Origin of the sequence: Wenyingzhuangia sp. 2_MG-2023, from assembly GCF_030548295.1 — a bacterium.
Lineage (GTDB): Bacteria > Bacteroidota > Bacteroidia > Flavobacteriales > Flavobacteriaceae > Wenyingzhuangia.
Window position 1 is genome coordinate 1 of sequence record NZ_JAUOSB010000012.1, and the last position, 17,083, is coordinate 17,083.

A 17,083-nucleotide genomic window follows, 5' to 3' on the forward strand; every position below is an offset into this window, starting at 1 on the left:
AGTTACCATGTTTTCGTAACCAAACCAAAACGGTACTTCTTCCTTGAATTCCATATGCCTTTTGGGCTTGTTTGTAGCTCATTTCGCCTTTTTCTACTTGGGAAACAACGGCTAATTTAAAGCCTAATGTGTAATCACGCTGGCTGCGCTTCTTCCTTGGATTCTCTGAATATTTCATAAATAAGTCGAATTTGTGTCAACTTATTCTAGGATGGGACAATTTATACAAAAAAGGCTTACAGAAAATGTAAGCCTTTTTTATTTCTTATAATCTATCTAATAAATAGTCTTTTAACTTTTTATTGAATACATCTGATCCTTCAATGTTGACAACATGACCACAGTTGGATATAATTTGCAAGGTTGAGTCTTTATGATTTTCAACGATTAACTTTACACTAGGTAAAAACATATAATCTTGAGCTCCCATAAGATATAAAACGGGAGTTTTTATTTGTTTACTTCTAAAAAAAGTCAATAATTCATTAACACTAGACACTAAAGAGAACCATTTAATAAATTCTTTCTGATTCATTTTTTTAGCCTCTTGTACAAAAAAACTTCGTGATTCTTTATGATTTTTTTTAGGCATAATTACATAGGCAAAAAATTTATAAAGCCATAAATAAGGGATTACATGTTTAAAGAGCATTCCTAACTTCATTAAAACCTGTGCTCTAAAATTTAAATACATAACAGCTCCTCCCATTGTTAAAGAACTTACTTTAAGAGGGTATCTATGTGCTAAATCCATAATAATAATTGTCCCCAAGGAAATTCCTACTAAATGTGTGTTTTTAATCTTTAAAAAATCAATTACCTCAACAACATCATCTGTTATGTTTTCAAAACTGTAACTTTCTTTGCTATAAATATCTTTAGACTTTCCATGTCCTCTTAGATCAATTAGTAATAAATTAAAATCTTTTTTAAAATATCTAATTTGTGAAAACCAAATAGAACTACTACCTCCTGCTCCATGTATAAAAGTAAGCCATGGACTGTCTATTTCTTTATGATTGTAAGTTTTGTAGTGTAGCATATCTATTTTTGTTAAACATAAAAAAAGCTCTGTTGTTTAACAGAGCTTTTTTATAATATGTAACTATAAAGATATTCTCTTAATAGTCTCCTAAAGTTGCAGGGTTTTGAGCCAATGCACTTTCTAATTGTTCATCGTTAGGAGCTTTACCATGCCAAGCATGTGTATGCATCATAAAGTCAATTCCGTTACCCATTTCTGTGTATAATAAAATACAAACTGGTTTTCCTTTTCCTGTTAATGCTTGTGCTTCTTTGATACTTGCAATGATTGTTTCAATATCATTTCCTTTTTCAACTTCTAAAACATCCCATCCAAAAGCTTCAAACTTCGCTTTTAAAGACCCCATAGGCATTACCTCATCAGTAGTACCATCAATTTGTTTTAAATTTACATCAATCGCAGCAATGTAATTGTCTACCTTTTTACCCGCAGCATACATAATTGCTTCCCAGTTTTGACCTTCTTGCAATTCACCATCTCCGTGTAAACTATAAATCAAACGATCGTCTCCATTTAATTTTTTAGCTTGTGCAGCTCCAATAGCAACACTCATTCCTTGTCCTAAAGAACCAGAAGCTATTCTAATTCCAGGCAAACCTTCATGAGTAGTTGGGTGTCCTTGTAATCTTGAATCTAACAAACGGAATGTAGCCAACTCAGATACTGGAAAATATCCACTACGAGCTAATACACTATAAAAAACAGGAGATATATGACCGTTAGATAAAAAGAAGAAATCTTCTCCTACTCCATCCATATCAAAATTAGAAGCATCGTACTTCATTATTTCTTGATACAAAACAGTAATATATTCTGCACATCCTAAAGATCCCCCAGGGTGACCAGAATTTACAGCATGTACCATACGTACAATATCTCTTCTTACTTGTTGTGTAAAATCTTTTAGCTCTTGAATAGTTGCCATTATATATATTTTTAATGTGGCAAAAATACAGTTTTATTTATGTGAAGCAAATTATTTTGTTTTGTATATTAATGATATTTCATTATTAAATCCTTTTCTATGCGTATTGAACATTTCTCAACCTGTTGATTTTCCTTATATTTACTTCCAAAGGAACTAATCACCCCAAAAAAACACTATAAATGGAAGTATATTTAGGTATCGATGTTGGAGGAACCAACCTGAAATTTGGAATTGTAACCAAAAAAGGAAAATTACTAAAGAAAGAAAAATACCCTACCAAAGATTTAAGAAAGACCGGAGATTTTATCAATGGATTTGTAACTCTTATTGGCGAAGAATTAAAAAATCATCCTGAAATAAAAAAAGTAGGAATTGCGGTTCCAGGAATGATTTCTAAAAACCGTCAAACCACTGTTTTTATGGCAAACGTTCCCGAATTTAACGACGTAGCTTTGATTCCAATCTTGCAAAAAAAATATCCTGAGATTTCCTTTTTCTTAGAAAATGATGCGAATGCTGCCGCTTTGGGTGAGTTACACTTTGCCAAAAACAAGGTTCCTAAAAACTTTTTATTTATGACTTTAGGTACAGGACTAGGAAGCGCTGCCATTCTTAAAGGAAAAATATTTAAAGGAGGAGATGGAAACGCTATGGAAGCTGGACATATCATTACTTCTAACGGAAAAACTGCCGAAGACAATATGGGAAAACATGCTCTTATTGAAATGGTTAAAGAAAAAATTAAAAACGGTAAAAAGACAAGATTGACTGCCAAAAATCTAGAAGCTAAAGACATTATAATCGCTGCTATGAATAACGATCCTGTGGCTGTAAATGTGTTTGAATATGTAGGAACGGTATTGGGAGAAGCTCTGGTGTCTACCATCCGAATACTAGACATCAAAACTGTTTTTATTGGAGGTGGTGTTAGTAAGGCATTTTATATTGTTGAAAAAAACATGATGAAAATTTTACACGAGAGATTGCCTAATTATTATACCGACAACTTAGATATTAGACTTGCGACTTTAGGAAATGATGCGGGAATTATTGGTGCTGCAGCTCTTTGTTTTAAGAAATAAAAAAAAGCATCTTAATGAGATGCTTTTTTTGCTATTATCTGATTGATAACCTTTATTATTTTATCACAACCTAATTTTATTTCTTCGTCAGAAATGGTCAATGGTGGACTGATTCTCACTGCTCTTTTCTCAAACAACAAAAAGAACAACAACAAACCTTGATCCATACAAGTCAAAACCACTTCTGTAGCCATAGATTCGTCTTCTAACATCAAAGCCAACATCAATCCTTTTCCTCTAATTTCTTTAATTGCATCGTGTTGCAAATACGTTCTAAAAAGTTGCTCCTTTCTCAAAGCTTCAGCCATTAAGTTGGTTTCTGTAATTTCTTTTACTGTAGCCAACGCTGCTGCTGCAATTACAGGATGTCCTCCAAACGTAGTAATATGTCCTAATTTAGGATGATCTTGTAATTTTTGCATGTATTCAAAACTACTGATAAAAGCTCCAATTGGCATTCCTCCTCCCAATCCTTTTCCAGTAATCAGAATATCTGGAATGCAATTGTAATGTTCAAAACCATAAAACCTACCTGTTCTTCCTACCCCTGATTGAATTTCGTCTAAAATCAACAAAGCTCCTACGGCATCACAACGCTTTCTTACTTTTTCTAAATAACCGTTCTCAGAAACAATAAACCCTGCTCCACCTTGAATGGTTTCTAAAATAACCGCTGCAGTTTCATTCGTTATTTTTTCTAATTCTTCTTCATTGTTAAAAGTGATCAATTTGGTTCCTGGAATCAAAGGTCTAAATGCTCTGTTCTGAACCTCCGTTCCACAAACACTCATTGCTCCTTGGGTATTTCCATGATATGCATTTTTGGCAGCAATTACTTCTGCTCTACCAGTTACTCTTTTGGCCAATTTTAAAGCTCCTTCTGTAGCTTCCGTTCCTGAATTCACCAAATAAACAGTATTCAAATTTTCTGGCAATAAATCCGACAGCAATTTGCACAATGCTGTTTGTGGTTGCTGAATAAACTCCCCATAAACCATTACATGCGTATACGCATCTACCTGATCTTTAATAGCTTTAGAAACCCTAGGATGATTGTGCCCCAAACTGTTTGCCGACACTCCTGCAATAAAATCTAAATATACTGTACCATCTGCACCGTATACATACGATCCTTCTGCTCTTACCACCTCAATTGCCAAAGAATGTGGTGTGGTTTGGGTTTGATGTTGAAAAAATTCTTCTCTTAAGCTAGTCATGTATAAAAATATCTTCTTTAGTTAACGGTCGCTCACTTTGCCTCCAAAGAAACCCTTTCAACAATTTTTTATCTTCTGGAAACTGAGTTGGTGGATAAGTTTTACCATCTGGCTTTTTCAAAAACAAAATCTCTTTGATTTTACTTTCTTCAAAAGTAAACTGAATATTACTACATTCTATATTCATAATAGCATTCAATGCTCCCTTTTCATCTCTGGCATAATTCACCACAGCTCCATTTCCTTTGACCAACAATGAAGACAATTTTTGATTCTCAAACTTACCAAACATATTTTTCCCTTGAATCTGATTGTAACCTACACTGTCTTTTTGAACTATCAACGCGTGTTTTAAAATCTTTAAAGAATCTAATTTGTTGGTTTCTTTATCGCTAATCAAACGAATGCTATCTCCGGTAATCTGATTGTTTTCTGACCACAATACAGGATTGGTAAACAATTCTGTAATTCCTTTTCCTTGATGTGTAACTAAAGAATCACACTTTCCACTCAAATCTGATTTGTAAATTTTTACGTGATGGTACACTTTCATCAATTTATTTTTCTCAACTCCAGTAATAGATAAAGTATCTCCATGAATGTACATCGAATCTTTTTCGCTTACCGAAATAGCTATAGGTCTTTTGGTTATAATAATTGAATCTTTTTGCCTGTAAACTTCTCCATAATCTCCTTTCACTATAATTTTATTCACGGTATCTGTAATCACCAAATTCCCAGTTCCCGAAGCAAAATCTGTCAACTGGTTGTAGTACAAACTATCTCCCTGTATTTCACTATCTTGATGGTAAATAATGGAGTTTTTCAACAAATAACCTAAAGACAACCTTGTGTCATAAATTCCCCTTTCTGTATACAAATCACTGTCTTTGTTCACAATGGTAGAAGGTCCATACAAGTACGTTTTTCCAGACTCTGTATAATAATCCATATGCCCTGTTTTCAAAGTCATGTCTGGGTTTACTACCGTTACATTTTGTCTAGCTGTTAATTTTTTGTCATTGGCAAAATATTCCCCAACTTGACTGGTCATGGTATTTTCTTTATTGACAATAGTTCCAAAACAATCGTAAGACAAAACCTGAGTTGCTCTGTTAAAATGCAACGTATCTGTAGTTAAGGTGATGTCTTTGTCTTTTACAATTACTTTTCCCCAAGACAATGCTTTTTGACTATCTCCATCGTATTGCAAATGGTCACTATTTTGAGTCAACGTATCTGCTTGATTCACCAGCACATCACCATAAGCATACAATCTATTTTCTGCTCTGTAAAACAAAGCTCGTTTGCAGGTTAAAATAGCTCCTTGGTGTTCTACTTCTACTGCACCATTTAACACCGTAGCTCCAGGATATTGTTTTTGATCTGCATACGTTTGATCGGAATGCACTATTTTTATTTTATCTGATTGTGCCTTACCTAACAAGGGAAAACAGAAGATAAAAATGATTTTAAAAGGGATTCTTAGTTTCATACGTGAGCAAAGATACTTTATTCCATTAATTTTAGAAATCTTTGTTGTACAATTGACTTACAAGCTTAGTGCCAATATTTTTTACGGTCAAAAACAGTGAGGGTTTTGTTCTATCAACTTTAAATTTACAAATCAAATACAAAACAAAAAAATCACCAACCCTAAAAGCTGATGATTTTAAAAACATAAAACTAAATGATCTCAATTTTTTTTATCAAATATTTCCTACTATATTTTTACCATGATAGGCTCTTGCTTCAATCAAAGAATGTAACTCATCAAAATTAACAGTTGTAATATGCCCCTGAGCCATTATTTCTATTTCATTTGCTGACAAGGCTATCATTTTTCTTAAATTTTCTGCTCCATCATAAGCATTTTCTTTTCCTCCAGAAGTTAAAACAGTGTCAATTTTTTTTATTTTCAACAACTCTTTTAAAGAATCTACAGGACTCTTAGTTTCATCAATGGCCTTGTGAACAACTACTTTTAAAGGATGAGCTGCATTTGCAAGTTTTGTGATTACTGGAATATCTAAAGTTAAATCTTCTTTTAAAACTCCAAAAACAACTCCTTCAACACCTAGTTCTTTACACAGCTCTATGCTTTCTAACATTTGCTGAAATTCTTCTTGATTGTAAGTAAAATCTCCTGCTCTAGGTCTAATCATTACTCTTATTGGAATTGAAACTTCTTTTTGCACCAATTCTATCAAGGCTCTTGAAGGTGTCAATCCTCCTACTTCCCATTCAGCACACAGTTCAATTCTATTTGCTCCCAAAGCTTCTGCTTTTATAGCCTGTGCTACACTCTCCACACAAGCCTCTTTTATAATTACATTCATTTTCTAACTTACAATTTCTATCATCATTCAATAATATCTCACAACTTAATTTTCCAACTCATAAAAATGAATTCCGAGCAAAGTCCATCGTTCCTTTATTTTCTTAAGAGATTGTTCAAATCTTTCAAAATTTTTGTTTTCTATGTCAGTCCACCCAACCTCAGCATATGCTGCCAAACGTGGAAATATTTGTTTTTCCATACTTGGTACAGTAGGTATCCATTCACTCCACATTTGTGTTCCCGTTCCCAAAATATGAGATTGATACTTCTTATCCAATCCTTCTGGAATTGGGTCAAAAGCATACGATTTTGAAAGCGGTGTTCTTTTGTAAGTATAATCCAAATAAGTATCCCAGTGATTTGAATTCACAACATCATATCCTTCTTGTACTGCTTTGTTTATCAAGTCTAAATTTCCTTTCCAAAAATGAACAATAGCGGATTTTGCTAATTTTTGCTCAGATTTTGGTGCTTCTTCTTTTCTTTCACCATGAACATCTCCTCCCATTATTTCATTCCAACCCATCATTCTTTTTCCTGCATTGTCTATATAATTAGAAATTTGATTGGTAAAATAAATTTGCAAATCTACAGGAGATTTTAATCCTTTTGATTCCATAAAACTTTGAACAGATTCCGAATCTTCCCAAGGTTTAAAATTCACCTCATCTCCACCAATATGCACTACTTGACTTGGAAAAAGCACCAATACTTCATCCAAAATATCTTTAAGAAAACGAACTACTTTTGGGTTTGCTATGTTAAAAGAATCGTCCATTTTACCAAAAACCTCTGGTACTTCGGTCGTTGTTCCCAAAGATCCCAACCATGGATAAGCGGCAATTGCTGCCATAGCATGACCTGGCATTTCAATTTCTGGAACTACACTGATATGTCTTTTTTTAGCATAACTAATAATTTCTTTGATTTCTTCTTGTGTGTAAAAACCTTCATGAGGAACCCCTGTTCTTTCCTCACTTTTTCTACTCAATTGCGTGTTTTTTCGTTTTGATCCTATTTCAGTTAATTTAGGATATTTTTTTATTTCAATTCTCCATCCTTGATCGTCTGTCAAATGCCAATGAAATGTATTCATTTTTAACAATGCCATTTGATCCAAAAGATTTTTTACGACTGTTGCTCCTTTAAAATGTCTGGATTCATCCAACATAAAAGCTCTCCAAGGAAACCTTGGTTTGTCCATAATTTCCAATTCAGAAATTTTAATTTTTTGATTGATTTTCACGAAACCAAAATCCACAGGTAAAAGTTGTTTAAATGATTGTATTCCATAAAAAAGACCTGCGGTTGTTGCTGCTTTTATTACAATCTGATCTTTACCTACAGAAAGCATATACCCCTCCTCACCTAGTTCATTTTTTAAGGTTTCCACAATCTCAAGGTGAATTCCTTTTCCTTTGGCTACAATTTTTATTTTTTTTCTAAAACCTTTTTCTAAAAACTCAGCCAAATATGTTGCTTCACTCATCACCTCTTGATTAGCGATAATTTTAACATTCTTTTTCAATGTTATTTCACTTGTTCCCAAAACTATTTTACTAGGTTGTGGAATGATTTGAATAGCTGGTGATGCTTGTACTATATTTGTAAAAAAGCCTACAAAAAGGCAAATTATATTTATTAATTTCATACGTAAATACTTTTACTTATTTTTTGATTTGATTAACGAGTGTAAACTACTTTACCTGCTTTGATGGTCTTTAATATGTTTATTTTATTATTTGTACGCTCAAAAACAATAACATCAGCAATTGCATTTTTTTCGAGTCCCATAGCTCCTTTTTCTCCTAATAATTGTTGAACTTTTATTGAAGCCATGTCTAAAGCGGTTGACAATGTTGCAATTTCTGAATTTACCAAATGATCTACACACCAACACAACGACTGAGCCGAACCTGCCAACATATTAGGATTGTCTTTTATAAATAGTTTTCCATCATCATTTAGTTCAATTTCTCCACCAATATGACTAGAATAAGAACCTGATGGCAAACCTGCAAAACGAGTTGCGTCACTTACCAACACACATTTTTCTCCTTTTACCTTTACAAAAACACTTAAAATAGATTTTGGCAAATGAAAACCGTCTGCAATAATTGTTGCCCATAAATCTTCTGCTGCCAACTGTTCCCATATGTAATTAGCATGACGAGGTAGTGTTGCATGCGATGCATTTCCAAGATGTGTGGAAACTCTAGCTCCAGCCAATACAGCCTCTTTTATTTGTTCTGAACTTGCAGCCGTATGTCCTATTGCCGCTATTACTCCCGAAGCAACACATTGTTTTATAAAAGCTATAGCTTCTGGCCATTCAGGAGACAACGTGATCATTTTAATCTTTCCTTTTGCTAGTTTTTGCCACTTGCAAAACAAATTCCAATCTGGAGCTTTTACATATTTTAATGGATGAGCTCCTCTTGGCCCATCTTCTAAAGACAAAAAAGGTCCTTCTAAATGAATTCCTAAAATGGTTTTATTTATATAAATATCTTTTTCACAAGCACTTACAATGGTTTCTAAAGCAGTACAAACAGCACTATCACTATTGGTAATCAACGTTGGATAATAACTAGTTACTCCTTCTTGCCATAAATATTCCGTTATTTTTACAACATCAGACTCTTGTAATTCTTCTTCATTAAAATCGACACCTCTAAAACCATTGATTTGCAAATCTACCAAACCTGGTGCAATTGTTTTTTCTGATTTTAATGCTGGATTTGACTCTATTTCAGCAATCAAACCGTTATCCAATGTTATTTCAACAGGTTGCTTTGTTTTGTAATGAATTCCTTTTATTACACGCTCCATTTCCTATTCTTAATTTTTCTTATCTAAATTTAAATGCAACTTTTTTACCGCCTCTGGAACTTCTTTTTTATTTAAAAATCCGAAAAGTGTAAATAATATAAATGAAATTACAATAGGAGTTCCAATTGTAATGGCTAAAGAATTTACTGGAAATATTTTAAGTAAAATAAATGTACACAAACCACCAACTATTGATATAACAGCAGCCTTTCCATCGCTTTTTGCAAAAAAGGGCAACAATCCTAAAATCATTGGAATGGAAATAGGTCCTAACAATGCTGCAAACCATGAAATAATCAAACCAAAAACACCTCCAAAAGAACCTGCATTCAACGCTGTTACAATGGTAAGTAACGTAAAACACAATGTGGTAATCCTTGCTAATTTTAGTAATTTATCACTTGAAAAACTTTTGATTTTTGGAAAAATATTTGGAAGTATGTCTCTACTGATAACTGCAGATACTGTATTGGAATCCGAAGCTGTCATAGACAATGTGTTTGCAAACAGAGATGCTAAAACCAAGCCCACCAATCCTTTGGGTAAAAATTCAGTCACCATTAACCCATAAGACAAGGTTGGTTCTGATAAGTTTTCAAAAAATATAGGAGCTGCAAACATGGGGTACAACAATACCAATGGCCAAATAAAATAAAGTACAGATGATAATATAGCGGCTTTTTTAGCTGTTGCTCCCGAGGAAGAAGAAATAAATCTTGTGGCTAAATTCCACGTTCCTCCACTGTAACTAAAAAAGTTGATAATCAGCATGACCAAAGCAAAAAGTAACGTATACGGATCGTTAAAAAAACTAGAATTTTCTTCTGGCAAACGATCCCACATAGTAATGATTCCTTCTACACCATCGTCTAATTTTAAAACAATCATTACAAACATGATCACTCCTGCAAGTAACTGAACGATGAACTGCCCAAAATCATTCCAAACATCTGCCCACAAACCACCAATGGTGATGTAAATTAAAGACACAAACCCCACCAATAAAATTCCAAAAGTGATAGAAGTACCACTAAAAACATTTAACAACATGGCTATAGCTGCCAATTTTCCTCCTGTATCAAAAACTTTTATAATAGCTCCCGCCCAAGCAATCAGTTGCTGCGTTGTTAGGTTGTACCTAAGTAACAGATATTCCGTAGGAGACTGAATTCCTGCATATATTCTTAATTTAGACCATCTTGGTGCAATGTGAAAAGCAGCAATCAGCGTGGCAATTCCCACGGTAAAAGCCCACCAAACATACAACGTAAAACCATGCGTATAGGCAATACCTGCATAAGCTACAAAAACAGCTCCACTATACCCAGATACGTGGTGTGAAATTCCAGACAACCACCAAGGTAATTTTCCTCCTGCTGTGTAAAAATCTGCTGAATTTTTTACTCGGAACGATGCCCACAATCCAATAGCTAAAAGCATTAAAAAGTACAAGGATAAAACAACCCAATCTAATAATTCCATATATTCTGTGTTTAGTTTTTGATGTTGTACAGGTCTAGTACGTATTGACTTAAAATTATTAAATAATTACTTCAGTTTTGCCAAGCGATTGTATAGAACCGTGATCGGTTCAATTCTCAATTCGTTTTGTTCTTTCAACTCAGAATCATAAATAAAATCTTCGTTTAAGTCATAAAATCTTTTGCCTAATTCTTTTCCTTCTTTTAAAATTTGATCTAATTTTTTCAACAACTCTGGAGTTTGATCCACAGAAAAATCTGTTGAGTTGTACTCAGAATTCACCTCTTTAAAATCTAAATAGTGCATTCTTAAATCTGCCATCAACTTAAAATGTGCAAATTCTTCCTTGTTTTGTTTAGGTTTTATCTTGTTAAGTTGATTCCTAACTAGTGCAAAATTAGCTTTCATTTCCGCTATATTTTTGCTTTTTGTAGGTTTTCCATTTACGATTAGCTCTGGAGAAGCGTATAGAAACGCTAACAATTGTTGAGCATTTACATCGTTTAGTCCAAAGTGATTTTTTCCATAATCTAAAATAAATTTTTCAGGATGAATAGGTTCCTTCGTTTTTAGAGCTTGGGCATAACTAGCAATGGAAATTCTGAAAGCGGAAAGCGGATACGTATTTCTTAATTGTACCATATCAACCACATCATAATTCACATCCCAATTAAAACCGTACACTCCACTTGTAGACCAAGAAGTCATAATCATTCCTTCGTAACCCGCTGTTCTTGAGTAAGGAATAAAATCTTTCTGATTTTTAAAATGAGTTTTCCAATCCGTTACATACCAATTGTCTGGGTGACTTCTTATTGCTGGAGCTCCCCAAAAGGTAAATCCTAATTCTTGCAATCCTGGAACATCTCCAAAATGATTGATTCTCCAACCGTAATTCCAATCTACAAAAATGGTTTCTTTGGGTAATTCTTTTGCTGCTTCTGGATGTTTTAAAATAATATCTGCCCACATCACAGGTTTTTTACCAAGGCTTACAACAATATCTGCCATCATTGTCATGTAATCCACAAACAATTTTGATTTTCCTTCTTCTTCCACCTTTTTAGCACATAAAGGACAATGACCTAACAAACGAGTTTCATCACCTCCAATATGAATGTAATCGGAATTGTGCATTTGAGCCATATCTGAAAACAATTCTGTAAACAACTTTTTACTCTCTTCTGTTTTCATAGGACAGAGTTGAGAAATGTCTTTTCGATCTTCCTTTAAATTACTATATCTAGGGTTTCTAAGAATGTATTCTACATGTCCTAAACTTTGTTGCAATGGGATTACTTTGATTCCCAAACCATCACAATACGCAACAAAATCTTGTATTTCCCCACGAGTGTAAGACAATTCATTTGCGATAGTCGCATGTTTCTCAAAAGGATATGTAGCTTCATATTCCATAACAAGTGTGTTCATTCCAAATTCAGAAAGTTCTTTGACAAACTTTTTAAGAGCTTTGGGAGTCATCACTTGTATACGTAAATCCAAATGAAAACCTTTTACCTTAAAATCTTTTGATGTAGCATTTACAGGAACTTGAGCGTTTAGAGAAAAAGGTTGAACAATGCTAAGACTCAAAATTAGTAAAAGACTAAAAAAATAATTACATCTCATGGGGTTCTTTTTATTTATTTAAAACATCAATTTGAACATTTTCCACACAACTATAAGCTTCTTCATCAAAGTAGTAGCTACAGTTCTCGTGTGTTCTAAGAATTGTTGCTGGGCAAGAAGTTGAAATAGGTTCTTGCAAAGTATCTCTAACCGCATTGCTTTTGTTTACACCAAGCACTACACAAAACAAATAATCACCACTTAAAAGTGTTGGAATTGTTAAAGTTAATGCTTTTTTAGGCACATCATCAACCGTTGCAAAACAACCATCATTTACCTGTTGTACACGGCATTCATCATCTAGCTCTACCACTTTTATGGTTTTAGCATCGTTGAAATCTGCCACAGGAGGATCGTTAAAAGCAATATGCCCGTTCTCACCAATACCCAAACACACAATATCTATAGATTCTTTATCTATCAAGTTAGCATATCTTTCTAGTTCTTTGTCTACAGAATCCATCGGGTTGATGGTGTTTTTTTCTTTGACTTGAACTTTAGAAAAAAGATGCTTCTCAAGATATTCTGCAAATAATTGAGGAGCTTTTTGGGGCAAACCTAAATATTCGTCCATATTAAAAGCTACAATTTTATGCCACTGAATTTGAGTTGATTTTGATAGATACTCTAACATCGTATCTTGAGAAGGAGCAGCAGCAAAAACAATGCGTATCTTTTCTCGATACTCTTGCAATTTAACAATACGGGATTCTATTGCCATACCTGCAGCTCTACCGACTTGTTCTGGGGTAGAAAAAACATGAACATCCTTTTTTAAATCTATCATATATATTTTTTATTTTTTACAGTATTAACAAAAGCATTTGCCTTTTTAAAGGTTAAGCTATCAGCATAATTTGTTATAAACTAACACACGTAATTAGTTGTGTTTGTGTGTTAAAAAATATCAACATGGTCTATAATCATTTCTGCTTCTTTGTTATCTGTAGGCTTTACTCCTCTAAAAAGCCATAGGTTTATTTTTAATCTTTCGTCATTATCCGGAGGAATGCTAACACCTGTGTATGTCCAAGTACTAATCACATCTTTGGTTTCTGGGGTGAGGGTATGTCCGCGATAACTTCCGAACTCAATACGATCAGATTTCCAATCAAAGAAATGCGTAGACAATTCAGATTCTAAATCTAAATTGTAACGAGTCTTGTTTCCTGCTAAATAAGAAGGTTGAATTGCAAATTGAGAGTCTTGATTTTCTGAATCAGACCACTTAGAAAACTCAATATCAATTTCTTCCTCGTCATTTTTATAGGTAAACAAACCTCCTACCACATTTTCATCCAATTGATCTACTCTGCTCGCAACATAAAAAACATACTTATCAAATCCGTACGAGTTGCGAAGTGTTACCCCTGAACAATACCATATACCTCCTATTTCTACAATTTTAAGATGCAAACGACCATCTTCATCCACCCATACATTTTCTTCAGAATCTGAGAAATAATTAGGTCCAGGACCTGCTGTACTTTCCTCATTAGTTCTTACCACCCACTCGTATCCTGAAAATTCAATTACTCGTGTTGTATTTACCACAGGCTCTTCCACCTGGTCTTGTGACTGACAAGCCCCTAAAACCAGTAACAAAGATATCTGAATGCATTTTTTAGAAAATTGCATGAATGCTGGATAAATGTTCGTTTTTTTCTTAATCATAATTGTTATTGAATTGTTATCTGTGTTTCAAAAGCATCTAAAGAAGAACCTGCTCTATCTCTTGCCGAAACTGATATTGTGTCTTCTGAACCCGTACCATCATTTATGTACAAAAGATTCATCACATCAACATCTTGTTGCGTAAACTTATCTCCAACTTTTAAAATATCAGCACCTCTTACCAACCATCCATGTGTTGGTTCTGCTACAACACTGTAAATAATATCTGCAGAAGCAGCTCCTGAAACCTCTAATACTTCTTTATTAAAAGCATATGCTCCACCATTTTCTACAATAAATCCTGTATTGGTTTGCAATTCTAAAACATTATCTCCAGAAGCAATTATTGCAATTAACATAGGAGGATTGAAATCTGTGTTTTCTTTAGATCCAAATTCATCAGTTTCATTACTTCCAGCCTCACCATCAAGCATAAAAGAAACACGTTGTTTTTTATCTAGTGAATTGTAATAATCTGTAACATCATAATTAAATGTGCTAACCTTTGTTGTGGTTAGACTTGCAATAGGATCGTTATCGGGGAAAGTTGCATTGTTAAATGTCAAGCCCATTTCTGTCCACAAAGTATCTTTTACTTCATAAAGGTCTAAGGCAACTCCTTTAGCATGTGTAAACTTAACTGCCAATTCAAATTTTAAGTCGGTAATTACACCTTCTTCATCAAACTCATTCAAATCAAACATTAAAAAAGCTTTTCTATCATAAGTTCCATTATCTGTAACATTTTTAACTTTCAGTAATGCATCTGCACCATAATTTCTTCCTGATGCGGAACCACCATTAACAAAAGTATCGTACAATGGGAAAATAGTATCTGTTTTTACTGATGGATCTGGTACACTTAAATCTCCTGCAGCTGAAAAATATACAATAGAAGATACTACGTGTATAATTCCGTTTGTTGGCTCTAAATTAGAAGTTACAATCGTCCACTGTTTATTAGTTTCTTGATTGACAAGTCCCTCATAATTTGAATTGTGAGACAAATACATGGTTTGTCCATTTTCGGTTGCATAAGGTAAAGGCAGATTGCTCTCTGCTAAATCTGGATCTGTAAAAGTGACCAAATCATTTACAATATGATATTTCATTGCATTTTTTAAAATTGGCAAAGGCACATCTCCTAAACTACTGTAAGAATTGTTACTCAGATATTCTGAAAAAGCTGCATTTGTAGGTGCTATAAAAGTTTTAGATTCAGCCTCATAAACCGATTGAAGGTCTACCAACTTTATTGCTTCTTCAAACATCATTAATGAATCGTGACTCTGGATATACTCCCAGGCACTCATGTTCACTTTTTCACTGTACTCAGATTTGCTGTATTCAAAATTTTCTTGAATTTCACAACTATAAAAGGCACCAATCAATAGGGCTGAGCATATAATTTTCCCCCAAGGTGCTGTGATTTTATTATTTTTCATCCTATTCATTTTTTAAATTAAAATCAGGCATAGCCCTTATTATTGATAAAAGGAATTTTGTTCTAACGATGGATTTCTATTCAAAGCATCTTCGTAAATTGGCCATACTAAATTAGCGTCTTCACTCAACCCATTGATAGGATTCATCACCTCTATAGCTTTTCCATTTCTTACCAAATCAAACCAACGATGTCCTTCAAAAGAAAGCTCTATAGAACGTTCGTGTAAAATAGCCGAAGCTACATCTCCATACATTGTAATAGCTGTTGCCTCATCAAGATTAGGTAAACCTGCTCTGGTACGTATTACATTTAACAAAGTCAACGCTTCCTCTGTTTCTCCTAAATTGCTATGAGCTTCTGCTTTTAGTAAAATGATGTCTGCCAAACGCACCAACACAATATTGTTTTCAGATGGATCTGCGCTTTCATCATTAAATCCTTGTCCAAAAAACTTCCATATTTTGCGAGGTTCTTCTACTGTGGTGTCATAGATCAAATCTTTTCTTAAATCATCGTCTTCAAAAGAGTTTCTAAAATCTTCGCTTGGAAAATAATCACTATCCGACCCTAAAGCATACAACACACGAAGTGAATTTGTTTGAGTAGCATTGTAACCTACTTCAAAAATGCTTTCGTTAGAATATCCTGATGTAAATATTGAAGACCAATCACTAATTGCCACTAAAGAATACGAGCTATTGTCCATTACCTTTTCTGCAGATTCAATAGCGTTTGCATATTGTTTTCTCCACATATAAACTTGAGTCAACAATGCGTTTGCACTACCTTGAGTCATTAAAATTCGATCTCTTTCTCCTCCGTAATAATCTTCACAATTTTCTGAAGCAAAAATCAAGTCTTCTACTATTTGATCTAACACCAATTCTTGATCTGTTCTAGCAATAAAAATATCTTGCTCAACACTTTCATACGGCTCAGTAATCAAAGGAACATCTCCCCAAACGCGAACTGCATAAAAATAACACAAAGCTCTTAAAGCTCTAGATTGACCAATTAATTTCAAACCAAACTCACTACTAGTAACTTCTGGAATGTATTTAATAGCATAATTTGCACGGCTAATTGTGGTGTACAAATTGTTCCAACTTGCAGAATTAATGGTTTTACTCAATGTATTTTGCTGCAAAACCAATGGATCTCCTGAATGATTTGTATTTACTGCATCCGCTCTTCCTTCTCCCCAATAAGCAAAGTTGGTACGAAAAGCAGATTGAGCGGCTTCGTAAACTCCGTATACTCCAGCTTGAGCATCGCTTGTTGTTTGGTAAAACCCTTGAGCAGAAAAACTACTGACCGGATTTTTATCTAGTATGTCCTCTGAGCATGAAAATGCACTAAACAGGACTATTGTTAAAATAAGTTTTTTCATGTTTTTCGTTTTTTTC

Annotated in this window: 15 protein-coding genes; 1 reads left to right on the plus strand and 14 read right to left on the minus strand. The window is 33.9% G+C overall.

All coding sequences use genetic code 11. The annotated features are described in order from the left end of the window. The 3 genes from Q4548_RS12485 to Q4548_RS12495 all read right to left on the minus strand — a co-directional run. The coding region (locus tag Q4548_RS12485; RefSeq protein WP_303455661.1) for a helix-turn-helix domain-containing protein at positions 1–178 on the minus strand (178 nt) is incomplete at its 3' end. Between the two features lie 87 nt (positions 179–265). After that, positions 266–1,042 carry an alpha/beta fold hydrolase gene (locus Q4548_RS12490; protein WP_303455557.1) on the minus strand — a complete coding sequence of 259 codons (777 nt, stop codon included), beginning with the start codon at positions 1,040–1,042 and terminating at the stop codon, positions 266–268. Between the two features lie 79 nt (positions 1,043–1,121). Then, complete coding sequence (locus Q4548_RS12495) at positions 1,122–1,970, minus strand: transketolase (protein ID WP_303455558.1); 849 nt, start codon at positions 1,968–1,970, stop codon at positions 1,122–1,124. A gap of 182 nt (positions 1,971–2,152) precedes the next feature. On the opposite strand from Q4548_RS12495, the gene Q4548_RS12500 reads away from it, so the two are divergent. After that, entirely contained in the window at positions 2,153–3,055 is a 903-nt protein-coding gene (locus tag Q4548_RS12500) for an ROK family protein (RefSeq protein WP_303455560.1), read from the plus strand. 11 nt (positions 3,056–3,066) lie between these two features. On the opposite strand, the gene Q4548_RS12505 is transcribed toward Q4548_RS12500, so the two are convergent. From Q4548_RS12505 to Q4548_RS12555, 11 genes are all read right to left on the minus strand, one after another. Beyond that, the gene (locus Q4548_RS12505; RefSeq protein ID WP_303455561.1) at positions 3,067–4,272 is read right to left on the minus strand and encodes an aspartate aminotransferase family protein; all 1,206 of its coding nucleotides are present in this window, start codon (positions 4,270–4,272) and stop codon (positions 3,067–3,069) included. Further along, entirely contained in the window at positions 4,265–5,767 is a 1,503-nt protein-coding gene (locus tag Q4548_RS12510) for an OstA-like protein (RefSeq protein WP_303455562.1), read from the minus strand. Before Q4548_RS12510 ends, Q4548_RS12505 begins: the two co-directional genes overlap by 8 nt. A 214-nt stretch (positions 5,768–5,981) precedes the next feature. Beyond that, on the minus strand, positions 5,982–6,611 hold the full coding sequence (locus Q4548_RS12515) for a copper homeostasis protein CutC (RefSeq protein ID WP_303455564.1): 630 nt from the start codon (positions 6,609–6,611) through the stop codon (positions 5,982–5,984). 45 nt (positions 6,612–6,656) lie between these two features. Then, complete coding sequence (locus Q4548_RS12520; RefSeq protein WP_303455566.1) at positions 6,657–8,264, minus strand: beta-N-acetylhexosaminidase; 1,608 nt, start codon at positions 8,262–8,264, stop codon at positions 6,657–6,659. A gap of 32 nt (positions 8,265–8,296) precedes the next feature. After that, a complete protein-coding gene (locus Q4548_RS12525; RefSeq protein ID WP_303455568.1) occupies positions 8,297–9,445 on the minus strand; it encodes an N-acetylglucosamine-6-phosphate deacetylase in 1,149 nt (382 codons plus the stop codon). Between the two features lie 9 nt (positions 9,446–9,454). Then, positions 9,455–10,927: a sodium:solute symporter family protein gene (locus Q4548_RS12530; protein WP_303455570.1), complete on the minus strand. Its 1,473-nt coding sequence runs from the start codon at positions 10,925–10,927 to the stop codon at positions 9,455–9,457. Between the two features lie 66 nt (positions 10,928–10,993). After that, on the minus strand, positions 10,994–12,556 hold the full coding sequence (locus Q4548_RS12535) for a family 20 glycosylhydrolase (protein ID WP_303455572.1): 1,563 nt from the start codon (positions 12,554–12,556) through the stop codon (positions 10,994–10,996). 10 nt (positions 12,557–12,566) lie between these two features. Further along, positions 12,567–13,343 (minus strand): 6-phosphogluconolactonase, encoded by a 777-nt coding sequence (locus Q4548_RS12540; protein ID WP_303455574.1) that lies wholly within the window; start codon positions 13,341–13,343, stop codon positions 12,567–12,569. 110 nt (positions 13,344–13,453) lie between these two features. Next, positions 13,454–14,230 carry a glycoside hydrolase family 16 protein gene (locus Q4548_RS12545; protein WP_303455579.1) on the minus strand — a complete coding sequence of 259 codons (777 nt, stop codon included), beginning with the start codon at positions 14,228–14,230 and terminating at the stop codon, positions 13,454–13,456. Positions 14,231–14,235: 5 nt separating this feature from the next. Continuing rightward, a complete protein-coding gene (locus tag Q4548_RS12550; protein WP_303455582.1) occupies positions 14,236–15,675 on the minus strand; it encodes a DNRLRE domain-containing protein in 1,440 nt (479 codons plus the stop codon). A 39-nt stretch (positions 15,676–15,714) separates the two neighbouring features. Next, positions 15,715–17,067, minus strand: a complete 1,353-nt coding sequence (locus Q4548_RS12555) for a RagB/SusD family nutrient uptake outer membrane protein (RefSeq protein WP_303455584.1) — start codon at positions 17,065–17,067, stop codon at positions 15,715–15,717. Positions 17,068–17,083 lie beyond the last annotated feature (16 nt).

Excerpts from the sequence above, each read along its gene's own strand:
- Q4548_RS12490 (WP_303455557.1), bottom strand. The coding sequence starts at position 1,042 with ATGCTACACTACAAAACTTACAATCATAAAGAAATAGACAGTCCATGG.
- Q4548_RS12495 (WP_303455558.1), bottom strand. The coding sequence starts at position 1,970 with ATGGCAACTATTCAAGAGCTAAAAGATTTTACACAACAAGTAAGAAGA.
- Q4548_RS12500 (WP_303455560.1), top strand. The coding sequence starts at position 2,153 with ATGGAAGTATATTTAGGTATCGATGTTGGAGGAACCAACCTGAAATTT.
- Q4548_RS12505 (WP_303455561.1), bottom strand. The coding sequence starts at position 4,272 with ATGACTAGCTTAAGAGAAGAATTTTTTCAACATCAAACCCAAACCACA.
- Q4548_RS12510 (WP_303455562.1), bottom strand. The coding sequence starts at position 5,767 with ATGAAACTAAGAATCCCTTTTAAAATCATTTTTATCTTCTGTTTTCCC.
- Q4548_RS12515 (WP_303455564.1), bottom strand. The coding sequence starts at position 6,611 with ATGAATGTAATTATAAAAGAGGCTTGTGTGGAGAGTGTAGCACAGGCT.
- Q4548_RS12520 (WP_303455566.1), bottom strand. The coding sequence starts at position 8,264 with ATGAAATTAATAAATATAATTTGCCTTTTTGTAGGCTTTTTTACAAAT.
- Q4548_RS12525 (WP_303455568.1), bottom strand. The coding sequence starts at position 9,445 with ATGGAGCGTGTAATAAAAGGAATTCATTACAAAACAAAGCAACCTGTT.
- Q4548_RS12530 (WP_303455570.1), bottom strand. The coding sequence starts at position 10,927 with ATGGAATTATTAGATTGGGTTGTTTTATCCTTGTACTTTTTAATGCTT.
- Q4548_RS12535 (WP_303455572.1), bottom strand. The coding sequence starts at position 12,556 with ATGAGATGTAATTATTTTTTTAGTCTTTTACTAATTTTGAGTCTTAGC.
- Q4548_RS12540 (WP_303455574.1), bottom strand. The coding sequence starts at position 13,343 with ATGATAGATTTAAAAAAGGATGTTCATGTTTTTTCTACCCCAGAACAA.
- Q4548_RS12545 (WP_303455579.1), bottom strand. The coding sequence starts at position 14,230 with ATGATTAAGAAAAAAACGAACATTTATCCAGCATTCATGCAATTTTCT.
- Q4548_RS12550 (WP_303455582.1), bottom strand. The coding sequence starts at position 15,675 with ATGAAAAATAATAAAATCACAGCACCTTGGGGGAAAATTATATGCTCA.
- Q4548_RS12555 (WP_303455584.1), bottom strand. The coding sequence starts at position 17,067 with ATGAAAAAACTTATTTTAACAATAGTCCTGTTTAGTGCATTTTCATGC.